At 39.5% G+C, this 21,534-nt stretch carries 27 protein-coding genes; 19 read left to right on the top strand and 8 right to left on the bottom strand.

What is annotated here, in order from left to right:
* The first annotated feature begins 127 nt into the window (after nt 1-127).
* Nucleotides 128-634, top strand: a complete 507-nt coding sequence (locus tag RYK20_RS00600; RefSeq protein ID WP_314894033.1) for an OmpH family outer membrane protein — start codon at nt 128-130, stop codon at nt 632-634.
* Between the two features lie 92 nt (nt 635-726).
* Here the strand turns inward: RYK20_RS00600 and RYK20_RS00605 are convergent, their stop codons facing one another.
* The 4 genes from RYK20_RS00605 to panC all read right to left on the bottom strand — a co-directional run bounded on the left by RYK20_RS00605 (nt 727) and on the right by panC (nt 3,928).
* The gene (locus RYK20_RS00605; protein ID WP_314800821.1) at nt 727-1,392 is read right to left on the bottom strand and encodes a LysE family translocator; all 666 of its coding nucleotides are present in this window, start codon (nt 1,390-1,392) and stop codon (nt 727-729) included.
* Nucleotides 1,393-1,530: 138 nt separating this feature from the next.
* Nucleotides 1,531-2,037, bottom strand: a complete 507-nt coding sequence (locus RYK20_RS00610) for a hypothetical protein (protein ID WP_314894034.1) — start codon at nt 2,035-2,037, stop codon at nt 1,531-1,533.
* A gap of 248 nt (nt 2,038-2,285) precedes the next feature.
* Nucleotides 2,286-3,074: an RNA methyltransferase gene (locus tag RYK20_RS00615; RefSeq protein ID WP_314894035.1), complete on the bottom strand. Its 789-nt coding sequence runs from the start codon at nt 3,072-3,074 to the stop codon at nt 2,286-2,288.
* A gap of 8 nt (nt 3,075-3,082) precedes the next feature.
* A complete protein-coding gene (panC, locus tag RYK20_RS00620; protein ID WP_314894036.1) occupies nt 3,083-3,928 on the bottom strand; it encodes a pantoate--beta-alanine ligase in 846 nt (281 codons plus the stop codon).
* 102 nt (nt 3,929-4,030) lie between these two features.
* On the opposite strand from panC, the gene RYK20_RS00625 reads away from it, so the two are divergent.
* The gene (locus RYK20_RS00625; protein WP_297979569.1) at nt 4,031-4,831 is read left to right on the top strand and encodes a glycogen/starch synthase; all 801 of its coding nucleotides are present in this window, start codon (nt 4,031-4,033) and stop codon (nt 4,829-4,831) included.
* Between the two features lies 1 nt (nt 4,832).
* On the opposite strand, the gene sppA is transcribed toward RYK20_RS00625, so the two are convergent.
* Nucleotides 4,833-6,620 (bottom strand): signal peptide peptidase SppA, encoded by a 1,788-nt coding sequence (sppA, locus tag RYK20_RS00630; RefSeq protein WP_314894037.1) that lies wholly within the window; start codon nt 6,618-6,620, stop codon nt 4,833-4,835.
* Nucleotides 6,621-6,636: 16 nt separating this feature from the next.
* Nucleotides 6,637-7,962, bottom strand: coding sequence for an anaerobic C4-dicarboxylate transporter family protein (locus RYK20_RS00635; RefSeq protein ID WP_297979575.1), 1,326 nt, complete (start codon nt 7,960-7,962; stop codon nt 6,637-6,639).
* A gap of 244 nt (nt 7,963-8,206) precedes the next feature.
* Between RYK20_RS00635 and RYK20_RS00640 the strand changes: the two genes are divergently transcribed.
* From RYK20_RS00640 to RYK20_RS00675, 8 genes are all read left to right on the top strand, one after another.
* Nucleotides 8,207-8,407 carry a hypothetical protein gene (locus RYK20_RS00640; protein ID WP_314894038.1) on the top strand — a complete coding sequence of 67 codons (201 nt, stop codon included), beginning with the start codon at nt 8,207-8,209 and terminating at the stop codon, nt 8,405-8,407.
* Complete coding sequence (locus RYK20_RS00645; protein ID WP_314894039.1) at nt 8,358-8,945, top strand: OmpA family protein; 588 nt, start codon at nt 8,358-8,360, stop codon at nt 8,943-8,945. Before RYK20_RS00640 ends, RYK20_RS00645 begins: the two co-directional genes overlap by 50 nt.
* Nucleotides 8,946-9,091: 146 nt before the next feature.
* Nucleotides 9,092-9,709, top strand: a complete 618-nt coding sequence (locus RYK20_RS00650) for a TetR family transcriptional regulator (RefSeq protein WP_314894040.1) — start codon at nt 9,092-9,094, stop codon at nt 9,707-9,709.
* Nucleotides 9,710-9,807: 98 nt separating this feature from the next.
* Nucleotides 9,808-11,088: a TolC family protein gene (locus RYK20_RS00655; RefSeq protein WP_314894041.1), complete on the top strand. Its 1,281-nt coding sequence runs from the start codon at nt 9,808-9,810 to the stop codon at nt 11,086-11,088.
* Nucleotides 11,085-12,011 (top strand): HlyD family efflux transporter periplasmic adaptor subunit, encoded by a 927-nt coding sequence (locus tag RYK20_RS00660; RefSeq protein ID WP_314894064.1) that lies wholly within the window; start codon nt 11,085-11,087, stop codon nt 12,009-12,011. Before RYK20_RS00655 ends, RYK20_RS00660 begins: the two co-directional genes overlap by 4 nt.
* Before the next feature lie 121 nt (nt 12,012-12,132).
* A complete protein-coding gene (locus RYK20_RS00665) occupies nt 12,133-12,627 on the top strand; it encodes a DUF1016 N-terminal domain-containing protein (protein WP_314894042.1) in 495 nt (164 codons plus the stop codon).
* 88 nt (nt 12,628-12,715) lie between these two features.
* Nucleotides 12,716-13,036, top strand: a complete 321-nt coding sequence (locus RYK20_RS00670; protein ID WP_314894043.1) for a hypothetical protein — start codon at nt 12,716-12,718, stop codon at nt 13,034-13,036.
* 45 nt (nt 13,037-13,081) lie between these two features.
* Nucleotides 13,082-13,483, top strand: a complete 402-nt coding sequence (locus tag RYK20_RS00675; RefSeq protein ID WP_314305780.1) for a hypothetical protein — start codon at nt 13,082-13,084, stop codon at nt 13,481-13,483.
* Nucleotides 13,484-13,491: 8 nt separating this feature from the next.
* Here the strand turns inward: RYK20_RS00675 and RYK20_RS00680 are convergent, their stop codons facing one another.
* Nucleotides 13,492-13,821 (bottom strand): multidrug efflux SMR transporter, encoded by a 330-nt coding sequence (locus RYK20_RS00680; RefSeq protein WP_314894065.1) that lies wholly within the window; start codon nt 13,819-13,821, stop codon nt 13,492-13,494.
* 99 nt (nt 13,822-13,920) lie between these two features.
* Here RYK20_RS00680 and RYK20_RS00685 point away from each other — a divergent pair, with 99 nt between their 5' ends.
* The 9 genes from RYK20_RS00685 to RYK20_RS00725 all read left to right on the top strand — a co-directional run bounded on the left by RYK20_RS00685 (nt 13,921) and on the right by RYK20_RS00725 (nt 20,193).
* Entirely contained in the window at nt 13,921-14,346 is a 426-nt protein-coding gene (locus RYK20_RS00685) for a hypothetical protein (protein WP_314894044.1), read from the top strand.
* A 35-nt stretch (nt 14,347-14,381) separates the two neighbouring features.
* Nucleotides 14,382-14,810 (top strand): hypothetical protein, encoded by a 429-nt coding sequence (locus tag RYK20_RS00690; RefSeq protein ID WP_314894045.1) that lies wholly within the window; start codon nt 14,382-14,384, stop codon nt 14,808-14,810.
* An 84-nt stretch (nt 14,811-14,894) separates the two neighbouring features.
* Complete coding sequence (locus RYK20_RS00695; RefSeq protein ID WP_314894046.1) at nt 14,895-15,809, top strand: ABC transporter ATP-binding protein; 915 nt, start codon at nt 14,895-14,897, stop codon at nt 15,807-15,809.
* A gap of 47 nt (nt 15,810-15,856) precedes the next feature.
* Nucleotides 15,857-16,171, top strand: a complete 315-nt coding sequence (locus RYK20_RS00700) for a hypothetical protein (RefSeq protein ID WP_002667455.1) — start codon at nt 15,857-15,859, stop codon at nt 16,169-16,171.
* A gap of 107 nt (nt 16,172-16,278) precedes the next feature.
* Complete coding sequence (locus RYK20_RS00705; protein ID WP_314894047.1) at nt 16,279-17,013, top strand: ABC transporter ATP-binding protein; 735 nt, start codon at nt 16,279-16,281, stop codon at nt 17,011-17,013.
* 15 nt (nt 17,014-17,028) lie between these two features.
* Nucleotides 17,029-18,159, top strand: coding sequence for an ABC transporter permease (locus RYK20_RS00710; protein ID WP_314894048.1), 1,131 nt, complete (start codon nt 17,029-17,031; stop codon nt 18,157-18,159).
* An 8-nt stretch (nt 18,160-18,167) separates the two neighbouring features.
* Nucleotides 18,168-19,286 carry an ABC transporter permease gene (locus RYK20_RS00715; RefSeq protein ID WP_314894049.1) on the top strand — a complete coding sequence of 373 codons (1,119 nt, stop codon included), beginning with the start codon at nt 18,168-18,170 and terminating at the stop codon, nt 19,284-19,286.
* A gap of 70 nt (nt 19,287-19,356) precedes the next feature.
* Complete coding sequence (locus tag RYK20_RS00720; RefSeq protein WP_314894050.1) at nt 19,357-19,851, top strand: hypothetical protein; 495 nt, start codon at nt 19,357-19,359, stop codon at nt 19,849-19,851.
* A 36-nt stretch (nt 19,852-19,887) separates the two neighbouring features.
* Nucleotides 19,888-20,193: a hypothetical protein gene (locus RYK20_RS00725; RefSeq protein WP_314894051.1), complete on the top strand. Its 306-nt coding sequence runs from the start codon at nt 19,888-19,890 to the stop codon at nt 20,191-20,193.
* Nucleotides 20,194-20,366: 173 nt separating this feature from the next.
* On the opposite strand, the gene RYK20_RS00730 is transcribed toward RYK20_RS00725, so the two are convergent.
* Nucleotides 20,367-21,521, bottom strand: a complete 1,155-nt coding sequence (locus tag RYK20_RS00730) for a 5-(carboxyamino)imidazole ribonucleotide synthase (protein ID WP_314894052.1) — start codon at nt 21,519-21,521, stop codon at nt 20,367-20,369.
* Nucleotides 21,522-21,534 lie beyond the last annotated feature (13 nt).

The raw sequence follows: 21,534 nt of genomic DNA on the forward strand, positions 1-21,534 counted from the left end.
ATTTTTATTAGTTTAAAAAGGAGTGAAAAGTTAAACAATTATTGAATTTCTATTTATTTTGTTAAAAATAAAGGAGATTACTATTTTCTTTCGTACATTTGTACCAAGTTTTGATAAAGTATATGTTATGAATAAAGTTATCCTAAGTATCAGCCTTTTACTAAGTCTTGCCTCTTGCCAAGAAGCGCAAAAAATTGCTTTTGTAGATAATAGTAAGCTTTTAGATGATTACCAAGAAAAGAAAGATTTGGAAACAATGCTAAAAGCAAAAATTGATAAATATCAGCATAAGCGTGATAGTATTTCACAGGCTTTTCAGATAAAAGCACAGGCTTTTGAAGCACAAGCAAAAAGCCTAGCCCCTGCTGTTGCAGAACAGCGATTCAAAGAACTATCTCAGGAAAGCCAAATGCTTCAGCAACAGTTAATGGCTGAAGAACACGCTATTCAGGAAGAAAGCCGTACCAAAATGGATACCTTACTTAAGAAAGTAAAGAACTTCATCAAAGAATATGGTAAAAAGAATGATTATGACTTCATTCTAGGAGCTAATGATGGAGGAAGCGTTCATTATGGTAAGGAAAGCAAAGATATCACTGCTGAAGTAGTAAGAGCATTGAATGAAAAAAAATAATTTTTCACGATAATTTACTTTTTTGATTGGTTTTTAAAGAAAATGCTCCACGTGGAACATTTTCTTTTTTTATGCCATAAAGAAGAAAAACTCTAAAAAAGAGCTTTTACTGAATGAAGAAAATTAGGAAAAATACCACTCAAAGCTAAGAAAATTCCAAAGCCTACTAGGAAAAGGTTAATCCCTTGCTTAATCTTGTGGATATTAGTAGGAGTAAGCTTATGGCGAAGTCGCTTAGCGATAAGAATCTTGATGATATCCACTATCAGGTAAGTGCTAAGAATAGTACCTAAGAAAATAAGTACTTCTGTAGGGGTAATGCCCTCTCGGGAAGAGAAAGCAGCAATAGTTGCTAGCCAATATGCAAACACACCTACATTGATGATATTCAGAAGAAATCCTTTGTAGAAAAGCGTAAAGTAGTTCTTGTCTTCTAGAGTAGTAATATGCATCTGGGGAGGATGCTTACGGAAATCTTTGCGTTCCTTCAGGTAGGAAAATAGTCCATAAATGATGATTAAAAGCCCTCCATAGAGGAATAAATTAGGATTATTTTCTATATAAGCAGAGAGTTGGGAAGTACCCCAATAAGCTAAAAGAATAAAAAATATATCGCCTGAGATAGCTCCTAAGTCAAAAGCCAAAGCAGAACGAATACCCTTGGTGATGCTCGTTTCTATCAGGATAAAGAATACCGGTCCTATGGTGAAAGCAAGCATTATTCCCAATGAAATGGCTACAAAAATACCTTCTATCATCTTATAAATAAAAAGCAAATATACAGAAAAAATGGTAATTATAAAAGAAAAATTTTTACAAAAAAAATAAACCCTAAAATATATTTTAGAGTTTATTTCCAATTGATTTTTATGAATAATAACGAAATGCTCAGTAGGTTACCAAATCTTGATATATTTTTTTTCAGTGATGCTATCAGCCTGTTTTATATCATTTACATAAGCCTCTTTTAGCTGATAATAGATACCACATCTTTCAGTCATTCCATAATTACCTAATACATCTATCTTATAAGTTTTGGTTCTGTTCTTAAGATAAAAGGTTTCTTTCTGCCCTGTGAAAAGCTTAGTTAGGTCAGGAATATTATATAACATATGTATAGCATCTCTGTCTCTAATAAGTGAATAATGGGAAGAAAAATTTATAGATTTATTACGATTTTTCTTATCTACTTCTACTCCATTTACCTTTCTGAAAAAGTAGATAGAATCTTGGTCTATTTGCCTATTTTTCATAAAATAAGGATACTCAGGAGCATTTCTTGGGACTATAACATACAGATTATAGGGAAAAATACATTCTTGTTGGTTATCTTCTGCTCCTTTATTTTCTTCTTCTTTTTTACAATAGGTAAAGAGGAAGGAAGCACACAGTATAAATAACATTTTTTTCATATAAAATATATTGGTTTTATCTTTTGCAAAAATATAAATAATATTTTATAAAAACAAATTTTTTTTGTAAAATAATAAAAATATACGAATAATTGTTCAATAAATATATTTTTTTACTGAATAATTATTATTTTATAACGAATCTATATTATATGTAAATCATTGATAATAAATAAATTGCTTGCTTATCACAATAAGCAAGCAATGTTATATATTTTAGTAATGTTTTTAGTTTTTAACTATTTTTTTCTCTGTCGGAGAGCCTCAAAAACTAAGATACCCGCACTTACCGATACATTCATTGAATCAATTTTTCCATTCATAGGAATAATGATATTCTGAGAGGAAGCCTCTAGCCAATCTTTGGAAAGTCCCTCATCCTCAGTACCTACTACAATAGCTGTAGGATTCTGGTACGAGACGCTATCATAGGGAACTGAGGCAGAGAGAGCTGCACAATAGATAGTGAATGACTTCTCACACAAGAAATGGAGTATTTCCTTCGTACTTCCTACAGCAATAGGAGTGGTGAATACTGTTCCTATACTAGCGCGGATAATATTGGGGTTATATAGGTCTGTTTTAGGGTTTGCTATACATACACCATCAATACCAGCTGCATCGGCAGTTCTTAAGAGAGCTCCTATATTTCCTGGTTTTTCAGGTGCTTCAGCTACCAGTAGTAGGGGAGAGGGCTTCTGTATAGAAAGGTCTTGAATCTTATGTGTTTTGCTTTCAGCCAATGCAAGAACTCCTTCAGTGGAAGAACGGTAAGAGAGTTTTTCATATACCTGTGAGGAGATTTCAGTAATGGGATACCCCTTGAAAGAGGCTTCTACTTCTTCCAAAGGACAGATAGAGGGTGTAAAGAAAATTTGCTTTATTCGATAATGAGCTCCTATGGCAAGTGTAATCTCCCGCTTTCCTTCTATGAGAAATTCATTATGAAGCTTTCGCTCTTTGGACTTCTGTGTAAGGGCAAAAAGATACTTCACCAGAGGGTTCTGTGTACTGCTAATCTGATTCATTAGGTAGGTTATAAAGCAATGTTATCAATAAGCCGAACTCCCTCCACATATACCGTAATGAAAGCTCGGTAGGACTCACTAGATTTTTTTTCCTTTACTTCCTTAAGGGTATCAGCTTTTGTAATAGTAAAATATTCCAAATCAAAACCTTCCTTCTGTGAGAACTGCTCTTTCACGAAGGCTTCTACTTCAGCTACTGAAGCTGTAGTGAATAGTTTTTGAGCTTCTTGTAGTACAGAATAAATGAAAGCTGCCTGCTTACGACCCTCAGGGGAAAGCCTTTCATTACGAGAACTCATTGCCAGCCCACTTTCTTCACGGATAATAGGGCAGGGGACAAGGGTTACAGGGAGCTTCCTTTGCTCAAGCATACTTTTGATAATAAGAATCTGTTGATAATCCTTTTCTCCAAAATAAGCACGAGTAGGTTTTACCAGTTCAAAGAGCTTTTCCACAATGGTAGCTACTCCTTGGAAATGTCCCTCACGGAATTTGCCCTCCATTACTTTATCTAACCCTCCAAAATCAAACGATATAGCTTTGGGAGTATTCTCGTACATTTCTGAGATTTCTGGAGCAAAAATAACCACTTTCTGTGATAAGCGTTCTATAGTTTTTATATCTCCAGAAAGGTTACGTGGATATTTTTCTAAATCTTCAGCATTATTGAACTGAGTAGGATTCACGAAGATACTCACCACGACAATATCATTTTCACTTAGAGCTTTTTGAATCAGTGATAGATGTCCTTCGTGTAAGGCACCCATTGTAGGAACCAGTCCTACAGCCTTTTTTTCTAGGTAAAAAGGAGCTAAAAACTGCTGCAAATCTAATTTTTTGTTAAATATTTTCATTGTTTTAAGAATTATAGAAATAAAAATTGAAAAATAAACGAATTATAATAATTTTTTTGTAACTTTGTCCCGAAGATAGTCCGAAAATTGGTATAATACGCTATGAAAGATAAAAAGATTCTTTATGTAACCTCTGAGGTATTACCTTACCAGCCTGAAACAGAAATTTCAAAATTGTCTTTTAACTTAGCTAGAGCCCTTAATACTACAGGGGGTCAGTTGCGTATTTTTACCCCACGTTACGGGGATATCAATGAGCGACGTCACCAGTTACACGAGGTGATTCGCCTTTCGGGAATGAACTTGGTCATCAATGATGTGGATATGCCCTTGATTATTAAGGTAGCTTCTATCCAGAAAGAACGTATGCAGGTCTATTTCATTGATAATGATGAATATTTTAAGCTCGAAAACTCCTTTGATAAGGGTGGAAAGCTTTATCCAGATAATGATGAACGTTGCATTTTCTTTGCCAAAGGTATACTTGAGACAGTTCGAAAGCTGAATTGGTCTCCGGACTTGATTCATATACAAGGCTGGTTAGGAAGCTTACTTCCTTTGTACTTACATACTTACTATAAGGAAGATCCTATTTTCTCTCATACCAAGGTGATTACTTCTTTCCTAAGAGAACCTTTTGAAGGTAATCTCAACGAAGCTCTTCTTAAGAAAATGGCTTTTGATGATATCACTGCAAAAATCGCACCAGAACTTAAAACTCCTAATAGTATTAGCCTTATCAAGATTGCTAGCCGTTACTCCGATGCCATCACTACAGTCAAAGGAGTACTTCCTACAGAACTCATCAGTTATATAGAATCCTTACAAAAACCCTTCCTAATGGAAGAGGAGGAAAGCCTTCAGAAAGCTTATCCTCCCTTTTATAAAGAAATTATTCATTAGTTTATTTTACTTCCAAATTAAAAGGAATTCTTGCCTGTAAGGAGCCTTGTACTTGCATAGGAGCTTTGATTCTCTGGAGTTGGTCATAAGTCTCTTTTCCAATCTCTTCTCTTAAGAGGGCTTGTAGCTCTGCTTTAGTAGAGGAATTCCATCGTGCCTTGAGATAGTCTTCTACTTCCATCTCAATGATAGGGTAGGAGAGCACTATATAATCCTTAGGAAGCTTGTTTTCTCCTGCAACATATTCAATAGTAGTATTAAGGTCTCCTATCTGGTCTATCAGTCCATTCTTAAGGGCATCAACCCCTGTCCATACCCGCCCTTGTGCAAGGGAATCTACTTGATTCCAAGTAAGCTTACGTCCATCGGCTACACGCTGTACGAATTTTTGATAGAAAAGCTCTATTCCTTCGGAAATGACTTCTTTGGTTTTCTCAGGTGTTTCTTCAAAGAAGCTATAGGTAAGGGCATTAGGATGGGTTTGTACTTGTTCTCCATTAATTCCCCATTTGTCGGCAAGAGCTTTGATATTTGGAATAAGCCCAAATACTCCAATGGAACCTGTAAGTGTTTCTTTGTCTGCGAAAATGCGTTTAGAATTACAGGCAATGTAATACCCTCCTGAGGCAGCTACATTTCCCATAGAGGTATATACGGGTTTTACCTTTTGGGTAAGCTCTATTTCCCTATGGATAAGCTCTGAGGCTAAGCCACTTCCACCGGGGGAATTCACCCTAAGTATAATAGCCTTTATGGATTTGTCTTCTTTGGCACTGCGTAAGGAAGCAATAATGGTTTCGTTACCCACCCTTCCTTTTTGGGACTTTCCGTCAATAATTTCCCCATCACAGAAGATAACCGCTATTTTATCATTTTTTATTCGTTTTAGAGCCTCTTTTTGGTGTTTTTCGGTAACTTCCTTGGTATATCTTTCAATGGGGACAAGGCGAATATCTTTCCATTCTTTGCTTCCTGTAGCTTTACAAAGGCTATTCTCGAACTCATCTCGGAAAGCAATTCTATCTACCAAATGATGTTTCAGGGCGTGTTCTGCAGTACGTCCCCAGAGGCTATCAGCAGCTTGATTAAGGCTTTCTCGAGAGAGGTTTCGGCTTTGGGTCACTTCAGAGAGGTAGCTTTCCCATAAGGATTGTAAGTAGGTACCGATTTGCTCACGATTAGCTTCACTCATTTTGTTCTCTAGGAAGGGTTCTACGGCACTTTTGTACTTTCCGTGGCGGAAAACTTCCATTTTCACACCGGTCTTGTCTTCAAAATCTTTTAGGTAGAGCACCTCAGCACTGAGTCCTTTTACTTCTACTGAGCCTAATGTTCCTACAAAAACAGAGTCGGCTACACTCTGTAGAAAATAATCATATTGAGAGGCACTTTCACTGAAAGCATAAACAAATTTTCCAGAGGTCTTGAAGTCTGCTACTGCCTTACGGATGTTTGCTAAGTGTGCCTTTCCTTGTACACCTTCCACTGAGCTGATAACAATTCCCTTAATGTGATCATCTGTTTTGGCATACTTAATGGCTCTAAGGATAGCAGGAAGGGTATTATCTTTGGCAACCTCAAAATTGAAGTCTTTAATCCGAATCGCTTCACTGAACTCATATACAGGTTCCTTAAAGTGGAGTTCCAGTACGGAGTTAGGCTTTACTTCTAGTTCTCCTTCTCCTTGTGATGACACTGAAGCAATAACTATAAAGGTCAAAAGCATCAGGCATAATGAGGCAAAGAGTCCTATAATGACAGCCAAGACCGTCTTGAGAAAATTTTTCATATGGTTAATTTAGAAATTACATAAAAGCAATAATCATATATCCTACTACAATAGCCACGATGGTAGCCACAAAACCGGGGATTTGGAAAGAGTGGTTCAGCACATATTTTCCAATGCGGGTGGTTCCTGTTCTGTCAAAATTGATTGCTGCTACGACTGTTGGGTAGTTCGGAATAAAGAAATATCCATTAACGGCAGGGAACATTGCAATAAGAGCCAAAGGAGAAATTCCTAAGAGCAATCCTAAGGGGTAGAGCATACGCACGGTAGCTGCTTGGCTGAATAGGAATATAGACATCACAAAAAGAGCCACCGCAAAAAGGAAAGGATAAGCAGTTACAATATCTGCTATATGTTTTTCAAAGAAATCCAAATTTCCTTTGAAATAGGTGTCTCCCATCCAAGCAATTCCAAAGATAGCAATTACCGCTTGCATTCCTGCGATGAATACAGAGCCTTTCACTGCTTTAGAAATGTCCGCTTTGGAGAAGATAAGCATCAGTCCGGCGGTCGACATCATTACGATTTCGATAATTTGGGTCATTTCCATCTGTACCATCTTATTATCTATCTTAAAGGTGGGACGTAATGCATCTATAGAGCCAAAGAGTACGATAGAGAGCACTCCTATGAGGAAGATAATTACGGAAATCTTAGCGCGTTTCTGTTGTTCAGGAGTAGGTGTTTCTTTTTCGTTTTTATCAGTCTTGATAAGCCCTTCCTGTACACGGCGGAGATATTCAGGGTCTTTTTCCAAAGGCATCCCAATAAAGCTCACTGCAATAGCCCCTACAATTACCCCAATAAGGGTAGCAGGAATACATACCATAAGAATATTGCCCAAGGTAATTCCTTTGCCCCCTAAGAGTTCTGCAGAGAGTAGGGCAGCAGTAGCCGCTGAGATAGGGCTAGCGGTAATAGCCTGTTGGGACGCAATCACTGAGATAGAGAGTGGACGCTCAGGGCGCACTTTGCTGTCGGTAGCAATTTCCGAGATGATAGGTAAGAGTGAATAAGCAATATGTCCTGTCCCAGAGAAAAGTGTAAAGAAATAACAAACCACAGGAGCAAGGAAAGTAATCATAGCAGGATTCTTACGTAGGATCTTCTCGGCTACCTTGACCAGATAATCCAGCCCGCCAGCGGCTTGTAGGGTGGCGGCAGCGGTGATTACTGCTACAATAATCAGCATTACATCAATGGGAGCCTTTCCTGGGGCAAGCCCAAAGCCAAAAACTAAAATACTCAAGCCCAACATCCCAAAGATACCAAGCCCAATACCTCCTACTCTTGCTCCTATAAAGATAGCAGCAAGAACAATTAATAGTTCAATATAAATCATAGCAAATAATTTAAGTTTTATTAACTAGTTTCGACCTACAAAGGTACGAATTTAATTATTAACAAAGACACTTTAATAAGATTTTTTTGGTAACAAGTACGTAAAAGACAACTTAGTCTTTTATTAAAATTAATTTTATATAATTTTAAAAATAAAATTTCATATTAATTTTTATATATTCTTATTTTTTTCTTGAGAATAAGATTTAACTTTGCAAAATTAACAATTTAAGATTTTTTCAGTTATGAGAAAAAAATTTTTAGCCTTTATGGCATTCGTAGGAATCACAACATTCGTGAGTTGTAATTCCCCTGCTGACGATGGGGTAGGACTACGCCCTATGAGCAATACCGAGGACACATTCTACTTTGATACAGGTAGCCACACCGTATCTATTGTACAATTGCAACAGAAAACTATTAACCTCGAAAGAATTTCCGAATGAAGGAATTGTCCTTAAGCTTCCACTAAAAGCTCGTGAGAATCCTATCGTGGATTATGTAGAAAAATTGGATGACGGTCAGCCTAAAAAAGCAAGAAAAGAGCGTAAGAAAGTTTCTGAAAACAAGCCTATTACACGTATGGAGACTCCCGAAGAACGTGCTGAACGTACCGTTCGTGTAACAAAGGAAATCAACCTCTATGCTAAGACTATTCTATTCGATGTGAATAAATCGGTTGTTAAAACACAAGCAGAATTCATTCTGGATAATATCGCTAAGATTATGAATGAAAATGATGACTTTAACTTCATCATAGAAGGACATACTGATAACACAGGGGTAGCCGAGCATAACTTACAACTTTCTCAAGAAAGAGCGGATGCTATTAAGGCTTACTTAATCCGAAAAGGAGTAAAATCAAAACGATTGGAGGCAAAAGGTTACGGGCAAACACGTCCTATTGAATCCAATGATACAGAGAGAGGTCGTGAGATTAATCGCCGTGTAGAGATTAATGTAGCTAAAGAAGAAACTAAGTAGCATTTCTCATAAATACTTTATTTTAGAATAGGTTATCTAGGAATAATTTCTTGGATAGCCTATTTTTGTTTTAGTAAAAAATTTAACATTAACCATTTGGTTAATAAAAATGTTTAACTTACCTTTGCCCCCGAAATAGAATGACAATGAGTAACACTAAAGACACATCCACTGAAGATCGCATCAAAGCTGCTGCCCGCAAAGTCTTTCACCAGAAGGGCTATGCAGGCACTCGCACCCGTGATATTGCTGAGGAAGCAGGTATCAATCACGCAATGCTCAACTATTATTTCCGCAGTAAAGAAAAGCTATTTGAAATCGTAATGATGGAAACAATGGGGCAATTCTTTAAAGGTGTAGGTGTTATCCTCAATGATGAAAACACCTCTTTAGAGGAGAAAATAGAGCGCGTAGTGGCTAACTATATCGATTTGCTCTTGGAAGAACCTGACCTGCCAACCTTTATACTCAACGAGGTGCGTACTAACCCCGAGCCTTTTGTTGCCAATACCCCTATCCTTCAAGCGTTAGAGCACTCAGTCTTAGCCCACCAATACGCCGAGGCAGTAGCGCAAGGACGAATCACCGAACCCAACCTTATGCACACCGTGCTCAACGTGATCAGTTTAGTGATATTCCCCTTCATCGCCCAGCCTATCTTTACCGCCCTGAGCAGAACCGACAAAGAAGCGTATAAATCCCTAATGCTCCAGCGAAAAACCCTTATTCCTCAATGGATTAAAGCGATATTGTTCCTCCCCTAACCCCTCCCAAGAAGGAGAATGGGGGTAAACAATATATTTTTTACCTATACCCTAACCAAATGGTTAAACACACTGTATAACGTAAACAACATCTATATATGAGATTTATAGCATTACTTTTACTCTTCCCCATAATAGGTATCGCACAAGAAACGATTACCTTGGAGGATTGTTATCACTTGGCGCGAGAGAATTATCCTACCGTCAAAAAGCTCGATTTGGTAGCCAAAACCGAAGACTATACCCTTGCCAATGCCAATCGTGCTTACCTCCCGCAGGTCTCTATCTTGGGGCAAGCCACTTACCAGTCTGAAGTAACCGACCTCTCCAAGTCTGTAGCGGGGGTACTTCCATTACCGCCCAATGTTTCTTTGCCTACCATCGACAAGGAGCAATACAAGGTGGTAGGCGAGGTAAGCCAACTGCTCTATGGAGGTGGTGCAATTCACAGTCAGAAGGCAGTCACCAAAGCCCAGAGTGCCGTACAAGCACAAGCTGTTGAAACGCAGTTATACACCCTGAAACAGCGCGTGAGCAACCTATATTTTGGGGTGCTCCTCATCGATGCTCAGTTATCGCAAAACCGCCTTAATATCGAAACGCTTGAGTCGCAACTCAAGAAGGCGGAAGTAGCCCTAAAAAACGGATCGACCCTCCCCAGCAATGTAGACGAGCTCAAAGCCGAAATCCTCCGCGTGACAATGCAAACCACCGAGTATCAAGCCTCTCAAGCTACCTACTTGCAAATGCTGTCCACCTTTATAGGAAAAGAGCTCACCAGTACTTCTAACCTTGTACAGCCTACGCCTCAATCGCAGTCTCAAAGCGTAAGTACCGATATTTTTCGCCCTGAGCTCAAAGGGTTTCAGCTACAGGAATCGTTGCTCAAAGCCCAAGAAAAACAGCTCAACAGTGAATATATGCCTAAGCTCAGTGCGTTTTTCCAAGGCGGTTACGGGCGTCCCACGCTCAATATACTCAACAACCAAGCGGATTTCTACTACATCACAGGGCTCCGCTTGCAGTGGAACTTAAGTCCGCTATACAACCTGTCGAGCAAGAGGCATATTTTGCGCCTCAATCGCGAAAGTATCGCAACCGACCGTCAAGCCTTCTTGCTCAACACAAAACTTGAACTTACCCAGCAGTCCGAGCAAATCAAAAAGCTACAAAAGCTGATAGAACAAGACGAAACATCGGTAACCCTGCGCCATTCCGTCGCCAAAGCAGCCGAAGTACAGTTGGACAATGGGGTCATCACCACCCACGAATACCTGCAGAAAGTCAATGCTTGGCATCTTGCACAACAAACGCTATCGCTTCACAAAATACAACTCTTGCAAGCTCAAGAGCAACAACAATTAATCATAGGAAAATGAAAAAGATAACACTCATCACCGCCCTTGCAGTCCTTATCGCCTGCAACAACAAACCTCAATTCGACGCTTCTGGCAACTTCATTGCCGACGAAGTAATTGTTTCCGCCCAGCAAACAGGGCAACTCATCGCCTACGAGGTAGAAGAAGGCAAGACCCTCACCGAAGGACAAAAGGTGGGGCAAATAAACGTCGAAGTCCTCAAGCTCCAAAAAGAGCAGGTCGAGGCTACCATTTCTTCCCTCAAAGAGAAGACCCTAAACCCTGCCGACCAGGTAGCACTCATTCATAGCCAATACGAGGTACAGAAAGCACAACTCGAACAGCAGGAGCGCGAGCTTATCCGTGTGCGACAACTCGTGGCGGGAGGCGCTGCTACCCAAAAGCAATTGGATGACCTCACCGCTTTAGTAGACCAGCTCCGCAAGCAACTTGCCGTTACTCAGAACCAACTCAAGGTGAGCCTGACCAATATCAACACCCAGAACCGCAATGTGCTCAGCCAAGAAGCTCCTTTGCAAAAGAATGCTCAGGCTGTTCAAGAGCAAATCAACCAAGGGGAAATCATCAACCCCATAGCGGGAACGGTGCTCGTCAATTATGCCCTAAAAGGGGAAATGCAGACGTTCGGAAAACCTCTGTACAAAATCGCTAATACCGATATCCTAACCCTAAAAGCCTACATCACTGGCGACCAGCTGACCCAAATCAAGTTAGGACAGCAAGTGACCATCCGCACCGATGCCGGAGAGGGAGCACAACGCACCTATCAAGGCGAAATCACCTATATAGCCAGCAAGGCCGAGTTTACTCCAAAAACGATTCAAACCAAATCTGAACGCGCCAACCTGGTCTATGCTATCAAGGTTAAAGTAAAAAATGATGGTTATTTAAAGATTGGAATGTATGGGGAAGTAGTGTTTTGAGTGAAGAGTGAAGAGTGAAGAGTGAAAAATGAAAAGTGAAGCCAGCGAATACAAGGAAATAAGCAAACAAATTCATATATTTGCATTTTATTAGAGTATCACTTTTTTAATATATGTTGTTATGAATAGTTTAGTGTCATACGATAATGCTGTTAAGACAATAAAGACCGCTATCTTACAAGGGCAATATGAAGCCGCAAAGGATGTAAACCGAGTACAACTTGTTTTGTATTTTGCTATTGGCAAATACCTATCACAGCACACCCGTAATCGCAGTTGGGGGGAGAGCGCCTTAGCGGCTATCAGTGAACAACTTCGCAAAGAACTTCCTGGACTTCGTGGTTTTTCAGAGACCCAAATGAAGGATATGAGGCGCTTTTATGAGGCGTGGGAAATACTTGATATTAATTCGACGGTCGCGACCGTCGAATTATTAACGACTGATAATGAAATAGATATATTTCACGCAATGCAAGTTAGTAATGTAGCAGAATTTCCTGTGGAAGACTTTTTTAAAGTGCCTTTTACTCATCACTCTATCATTATAAGTGGAACAAAAGATGTACAAGAACGCTACTATTATATCCATCGCATAGCAGAGGAACATCTGATGTAAATAAAATGATAGAAATTTTAAAAAAGAAAGGATAATTGTTTAAGGATTTTAACCCCTAAACAGCCTTTGTTATCTAAAAAATATCCTGATGAAAAAACGACTTTTATACCTAAGTATTGCGTTTTTATGTACCGCCATACTCGCACTCGTTATAGTAGCAATGCGCTTACTATATCCCGATTGTTGTGACTCAACCTTTGGAATAATCCTATCCAAAGTCGTTTTTATCATAACTTATATCATATTCCCGCTATTTTTCATCTATTTGATAATAGCCGAAATCAACCTTAATTTTATGTACCAACACAGCCTTAGAAAGAGGCAACATAAGCGCACAACTAGCTTCAACCTATCACTCATCACCTTAGCACTCGTGCTCCTGAGCCTTCTCGCCCGCCTCTTTCTCTAAGATTAATAACACATAAATCGAATTAGTAACAATTATAAAAAAAATATGATACGTAATTATTTTTACCTTGTAGTGGGAGTACTTTGCTTACTCTCTGCCGTTACTCACGAAATGAACGGCTTTGCAACCGTTTTCCCTACCTTGTCAAACACCAATATTGATGCTGAAAGTAGGGTAACATTCAATTATCTTTGGCATATCATAGCTACCGAAAACATAGTAATGGGTATTGCTTTAGTGTTAATGGCACTACGCAAAAACGACAACGCAGGCAAGTATATTGCTCAGTTTGTAATGGCTTTATTAGCAGTACGTTGGGCAAGTATTGCATTTAGTACCCTAACAAGCGATGGAGGTAACCTTACCAAAATACTTCCTGAAAGTGTTATAATGTGGCTACTTATATTCCTATTGTGGTTAGGAGCAAGAAAAAAAGAGGAAAAATAAAAAGAAAATCAGTGTCCGCTCGCTTTTGAAAAAAGGTTAATTACCACCACCCCAGCGATGATAAGCAGGGCACCTAGTACAAAAGGTAAGTCTATTTTACTTTTGAAAACAAGAATACTCACGATAGCGGTCAGTACAATCCCTACCCCCGACCAGATAGCGTAGGCTACCCCCAGCGGAATATTCCTGAGGGCTAAGGATAGAAAATAAAAACAGACACCGTATGACAACAATGACCCTACGGCAAACAACCACTTGGTAAACCCTTCCGATTTACCTAAAAGAGCAGTGGCTAAGACCTCTAAAACAATCGCTAAAGTAAGGTATAGGTAATGCATAAGTATAGTATCTAATTTCATGGCAAAAATATAACAATTTTACTGAAAATGAAATTGTCTTGATATAGAAAACGAAAAGTAACCTCATAATTAGTAAATATGTTTGATATAGAAGAATGTAGAATAACCGTTCTCACAGAGCGCACATACGAAGTAGCTTACTTGGGAGGGCGTATGTTGCTAAGATATGAAACACAGCCTCCACACGGAGATGAGATTTGCTCAGTATATTTCCCTGAGTCAAACAACGAATTACCCTATTGGTGCTACCTGAGAAATATTAAGCAAATAAGTGTTGATAAATCGACCAAAAGTTTCTTTATATCAATAGAAGCCGTGAAACCTCATCAATGGTCAGGTGTTGTAACCTTAATTATTGATCCTAAACATAGTAGATTTGCTTGTTTAGATGACTGGTATCTTTCTGTCAAAATAGAGGAAAACAAAATAAGTTATCGTAACGCTTATACAAAAAAAGAATGTATTTTAGATGATTTTCAACTGCTTAAATGGCAATCATTTTAAGAAAATAACATATCGACAAATCAAAAAATCAAAAAATGACAAACATAAGTATACATAACAAACACTTTGGCAAAGTAAGCGCTATCTTATTTTTACTCGCTTTTATTCTATTAGCTAATATAGGATATGCCCCTCAATATTTCAATAAGGCTTTTAAGTTAAGTAATACGATAGTGGTTGTGATAACAATACTATTCTTGCCAATATGTTATTTTACCTATAAAAAACGACTCATTTGGGGATATAGGAGTATTCTTTGGGGTATATTATTCAGTTTTTCCTCTATGTTATTTATGCACTTTGAAGATTCTTTACACGAAAAATACGAAAGAGGTGAAATATCTTTGTTAGATAAAAATGCCTCAATAAGTATAGGAGAGCCCATTTTGTTAGGGATTGTATTTATCTTTTTCCTAATCTATGGAGCTATATATGATATAATAATAGCAAAGAAAAACAAATAAAATAATTTTGCTGGTGCTTTTCTTGTAGCTCGTGCCTACCAAGAACAGAACTTGTAGCTCATAACCAAATTGGAAAATCAACAAATGACAAGTATAAATATCCATAACCTCAGCAAGTCCTACGGCGATACCCACGCCGTGCAACACCTTTCCTTAGAAGTTAAAAAGGGCGAACTTTTCGGGCTCATCGGTCCTGATGGGGCGGGCAAAACCACCGTCTTTCGTATGCTCACCACCCTCCTATTGCCTGATGAGGGCACTGCAAGCATCGAGGGCTGGGATATCGTCAAAGATTATAAGGAAATCCGCAAGCACGTGGGCTATATGCCTGGGCGCTTCTCTCTGTACCAAGATCTCACTGTCGAGGAGAACCTCACTTTCTTCGCCACCGTCTTTGGTACGACTATTTCTGAGAATTACGACCTTATCAAAGATATTTACGAGCAAATAAAGCCGTTTAGCAACCGTCGCGCGGGCAAGCTCTCAGGCGGAATGAAACAGAAGTTAGCTCTTTGTTGCGCCCTCATTCACAAGCCCCAAGTCCTTTTGTTAGACGAGCCCACCACGGGGGTAGATGTGGTTTCACGCAAAGAGTTCTGGGAAATGCTGAAGAAACTGAAGGAGCAAGGCATCAGCATACTCGTTTCCACCCCTTATATGGATGAAGCCAGCCTATGCGACCGCATAGCCTTAATACAATCAGGCAAGGTGCTTTCCACCAGCACCCCCGAGCAAATCATCGCCCAGTACCCTACGGCACTCTATGCTATCAAGGCACCCAATCTGTACGCACTGCTCCAGCACCTACGCGAGCATCCCCACATTGATAGCTTTTACCCCTTTGGCGAGTACCTACACATTACTCTCCAAGAAAACACCAACATTCCCATATTCGAGCAACAGCTGAAAACCACCTTCCCCCACCTCGATTGGCAGCCCATCACCCCCACCATCGAGGACAGTTTTATCCGCCTAATGGAGGAAAAAGAGAAGATATAAATTCTGAACCAAAACTTTAGCAAAGTTGAAATTAAAAAAGATAAACAATGAGCAAAATATGGAAAAATATTGTTGCTGAAACACAAGAAGAGGTAAAAGCAACCTTTAGTGAAGTATATGCTTCCTTAGATTTTGGAGCTTATATAGCCCCACAAGATTATTTTGTGTCTTATATTTTCGAGACAGAAGAAGCTTTAAATAAAGCAAAAGAGATAGGATTATTACAAAAAATAAGCAATTATCACAAACAATTACTACGCAATAAGGAATACCCGGAAGAAGGTATAAAAGACTGTACTTTCGCCTCTCAAGAAGATTGTGATAAAGAATATAACGGAAATTGGTATTATTATTACAAATAAAAAGCACTCCTTCAATCGCTATCAATCCCCTTTATAAGTTGTCCCCTTCGGGGGAACGGGAGCTAATTTGATAATTTTCACATTTGCTAATTTGCTAATTTAATAAGATGAACGCAATCCACTGTCATAACCTCACAAAGCAATTCGGCGATTTCAAAGCTGTGAACAATATTTCCCTTACCGTTGAAAAAGGCGAAATCTTCGGCTTCCTCGGTGCCAATGGTGCGGGGAAAACCACTGCTATACGCATCTTCTGCGGACTCTCCTACCCTACCTCGGGCGAGGCTACCGTAGCAGGCTTTGATGTCTACCGCGAGCAAGAGCAGATAAAAAAGCACATCGGTTATATGAGTCAGAAGTTTTCGTTGTATGACAACCTCACCGTGCAGGAAAACATCACCTTCTACGGAGGCGTCTATGGCTTGAGTCGCAAGGAAATCAAAACCCGCAGTACCAACCTTATCACCAAGCTCGGCTTGGAGGCAGAAGCCAACAAACTCGTAGGTTCGCTACCGCTGGGTTGGAAGCAGAAACTCGCTTTCTCGGTTTCTATCTTCCATCGTCCCGAAATCGTGTTCTTAGACGAGCCTACTGGTGGTGTAGACCCCATAACGCGCCGTCAGTTTTGGGATATGATATACGAAGCCTCGGCACAGGGCATCACTGTATTCGTTACCACCCACTATATGGATGAAGCCGAGTACTGCCACCGCATCAGCATAATGGTAGACGGCAAAGTGGAAGCAATGGATACGCCCAGCAACCTTAAAAACCAATTTCACACCGATTCAATGGACGAGGTGTTCTACCAACTCGCCCGTAAAGCAAAACGTAATGAATAACCCCCGTAGGGGCGAATGGCAATTCGCCCACCTATTAATATGAAACAGCTCATCGCCTTTATACGCAAGGAATTCTATCACGTATTCCGCGACCGTCGCACGCTACTCATACTCTTTGGTATCCCCATAGCGCAGATTATCCTTTTCGGTCAAGCCCTCAGCAGCGAGGTCAAGAATATCGGTATCGCTGTATCAGATGAGGCAAATAATACTTATAGCCAAGAAATCACACACCGCTTGCAGGCAAGTCCGTATTTTAAGCTGAAAGACCCTCTGCTTCGTTACGAACAAGTAGAAGATCAATTCAAGCGTGGCACCATAAAAGCGGCGCTCATCTTCCCTCCCGATTTTGGAAAAGACCTCTACACCTCCAGTGGTACCTCGCTACAACTCATCACCGATGGGAGCGACCCCAACACGGCTAAAACGGTGCAAAACTACTTCTCGGCTATGGTAGCGAGCTACCAGCAAGAGCTGAACCCTGCTGTGCAACTACCTTACCAGATAACCGTTGAAAACCGAATGCTGTACAACGAGGAGCAGAATGGCTCTATGAACTTCGTCCCTGGGGTAATTGCGCTCGTCTTTATGATAGTGAGCACTGCCCTCACCTCGGTAGCGGTGGTGCGCGAAAAAGAGTTAGGCACTATGGAAATCCTTTTGGTATCGCCTTTCAAACCTATAATGATACTCATTGCCAAAGCCGTGCCTTACCTTATTCTCTCGCTCATCAACTTCACTGTGATACTCCTGCTATCGGTCTATATGCTCGATGTCCCGATACGTGGCAATCTGCTGTTGCTGTACGCCGAAAGCACTTTGTTTATCATCATCTGTTTGTCGTTGGGGCTACTCATATCCACCGTTACCGCTTCACAACAAACCGCTATGCTCATCGCTATGATGGGAATGATGCTCCCTACGGCTTTCTTTACTGGCTTTATGTTCCCCATAGAGAATATGCCTCTTATCTTTCAGGGAATATCCAAAGTCTTCCCCTCTAGTTACTACTACGCTATCGTAAAGAAAGTAATGCTCAAGGGATTAGATTTCACTTACGTATGGAAAGAAACACTGATATTAATAGCAATGGCGGTAATTTTCTTAAGCCTTGCAATGAAGAAGTTTAAGATTAGATTACAATAAAGAAGAAAATGAAAGTATTAAGCTTTATACTACAAAAAGAATTTAAGCAGATATTCCGAGATAAAACCATCTTGGCAATGATGCTTGTGGCACCTATGATGCAACTGATTATACTGCCTTTGGTTGCCAATTTCGACGTGAAGAACATCAACCTTGTTTATATCGACCACGACCAGAGTACCTATTCCCACCAACTGATACAGAAGATTACTGCCTCAGGGTACTTTAAGCTTGTAGATGCTCCTTTCTCTTATAAGGAAGGTATCGCCCTGATAGAAGACGGCAAAGCTGATGTAGTTTTGGAAGTCCCCGAAGGTTTTGAGCGCAACCTCGTACGCGAAGGAAAGCAACCTCTCGGTGTCTCTATCGATGCCATTAACGGGAGTAAGTCGTCGTTAGGAGGGGCTTATTTGCTTTCGGTGATACGCGACTTCAACACTCAGCTCGATGTAAATGTAAAAACACCTCAGCGCGTAGGTAATGTAGCCAAAATCGGGGTGGAGAGTACCCATTGGTACAATCCCTATATGCAATACACACGCTATATTGTTCCAGGCATTTTAGCTATATTACTCACCATTATCGGGGGCTTTCTTTCAGCTCTCAATGTAGTTAAAGAAAAGGAAATAGGCACTATCGAGCAGATTAATGTAACGCCTATCAAGAAGTGGCAGTTTATCTTGGGCAAGCTCACTCCTTTTTTGGTAGTAGGGTTGATCCTCTTTACCTTGGGGCTTGTGGTGATGTATGTAGTCTATGGTATCTTCCCCGCAGGGAATCTACTCACCTTATACGCCTTTGCGATAATGTACCTCATCGCAATTCTCGGCTTCGGACTTCTGGTCTCCACTTATGCTAATTCGCAGTTGCAAGCTATGTTTATCGCCTATTTCTTTATAATGATCTTCCTACTGATGAGCGGTTTCCTCACCAGTGTAGACAGTATGCCGGAGTGGAGCCGACAGGTGAGCAACGCCATTCCGGTAACCCATTTTGTCAATGCAATGCGTCTTATTGTACTCAAAGGCAGTAGTTTTGCACAACTCAGTACTGAGTTCTTGTATTTAGTAGGCTTTGCAATACTGCTGAACAGCTGGGCAATTTGGAACTATAAGAAAACGAGTTAGGGATATTTTATAATTGATTGTTCATTATTTTTGATTATTTTTGCTCTTGATAAAAGATGTTAATAAAATAATGGGAATAAGTGTTGCTATAAGGAGGTTATGGTGTTTTTTCACAAAGACTTGTGAAGTTTCTTATGTAGATTTTTATATCACAGCTTCGTTATATAATGCTATCTTAGCAACTGAAAAAGAAGTCAGTAAAAAGTCTATTTGCCATTTCTTTTCTCAGTCTCCCTATACGATTCCCAAAAGGCATATACAAGTCTTTGAGCAAGGGAACAAACTTTTTTATTTATGTATAAAGTTCTATGATCAAGTAAAAAGAAAAGCATTCAAAGAAAAAATACAGAAAAATACAGAAATATTTCCCTTTTGGATAGCTTTTCCAGATAATTTTAAAGGAGCTCCTCGCTGGCAACAGGGCTATGAGCAACAGTATAGTAAGGTTTTCTTGGATTATTGGAAATCTCTCTCCTCTGATCAACAAAAGCTGTATATGGAAAGCTATAATTGTCCGATTGAATGGCAGGATTGGTTAAGAGAATATACACAAAAAAATCTCTAATTAAGATATGGAAAAACCTTTAAAAAATAAAATAATATGTTTCTCAAAGATTTAAAAATATACTTTATACTTGCTTTCTTTTTTATTTTTCTATTGGATATAATACTGATGTTTCCTGCAATGGGGTATGAGGAGGGAATTACACAGTCAAAGGGCGCAGAGATTGCTTATTATGTAGTTGCGATTACCCTATTCTCCTTGAGCTTTTGGTCAAGATATTTGAGTCAGTGGGATATGGTTGCTGAGATTATGACTGTAGCTACTTCTGCGTTTATTTTCAGTATTTTTATAATTATGATATCTCGGTTTTATAGTATAATCTTTAAAAATGCAAGAAAATGAAAGCTATAGTACTTATTTTGAAAAAATAAGTACTATAGTTATTTCTCATATCTACCAAAATTGTCTATTTAGGGCTTTTAGATGCTTTATATTTCTTTTTGAAATATCTTTTAGTAGGAAATCATTAACGGAAAGGAAAAATATAAATTTACCTTGTTATAAAACTTCTCTGCCTATTTTGAGATAACTCGTATGGTTTCTTTTACTTTTTGAGCAATAGCTCGCGCCTCTTCTATATGAGGATTCACTACTGTAATGTGCCCCATTTTACGGAAAGGACGGGTTTGTCGTTTCCCATAGATATGGGGTGTAACGCCAGGAAGAGCCATTACTTGTTCTATATTTTCGTATAATACATCTCCCGCATATCCTTCTTCTCCTACCAGATTTACCATAACTCCGGCGACCTTACTTTCACTATTTCCTAAGGGTAAGTTCAGAATGGCTCTAAGATGTTGCTCAAACTGATTGGTATAACTTGCCTCAATGGAGTAATGTCCTGAGTTATGGGGTCGAGGAGCTACTTCATTTACCCATATTTTTCCTGATTGAGTAAGGAATAGTTCCACAGCTAAGAGCCCAATACTTTCGAAAGCTTCGGCTACTTCTAACGCTAGAGCTTGTGCCTGCTGGCTTATGCTTTCATTAATACGAGCTGGACATAACACATATTCTACTTGGTTGGCTTCAGGATGGAATTCCATTTCTACGACTGGATAAGTAGTAGTCTCTCCTTTAGGGCTACGAGCTACGATGACAGCAAGTTCTTTGTCTATATCAGCACATACCTCTGCAATACAAGGTCCTTGAGGGAGAGAAGCTATATCTTGGGCATTACGGACAATTTTTACGCCATTACCATCATAGCCAAAACGAGTACTCTTCCAGACAAAAGGGAAAGACCATCTTCCTTCTGTAACAGCCTTCTGTAACAGTTCGGTAGAAGAAAAGTGTTCAAAAGGAGCAGTAGGAATCTGTCGTTCCTTATAGAAGTCCTTCTGTAAACCCTTGTCCTGAATCATACGGAGGCTTTTTGGGGTAGGGTATATTCTCACTCCTTCACGTTCAAGCTGTTCTAAGGCATCTACATTTATATTTTCTATTTCAAAGGTGAGCAGGTCAGCTTTTTTACCAAATTGATAGACTGTATCATAGTCTAATAAATCTCCTTGTTCAAAGGAATGACAGGCGAAGCGAGCAGGAGCCTCTGCACTGGGGTCAAGTACGGCAGTACAAATATCATATTTGAGGGTTTCTTGTAGGAGCATTTTCCCGAGTTGTCCTCCTCCTAGAATTCCTAGGGTAAAATTGGTAGAAAAGAAGTTCATAATCTCTTTATCT

Source organism: uncultured Capnocytophaga sp., from assembly GCF_963525585.1.
GTDB lineage: Bacteria > Bacteroidota > Bacteroidia > Flavobacteriales > Flavobacteriaceae > Capnocytophaga.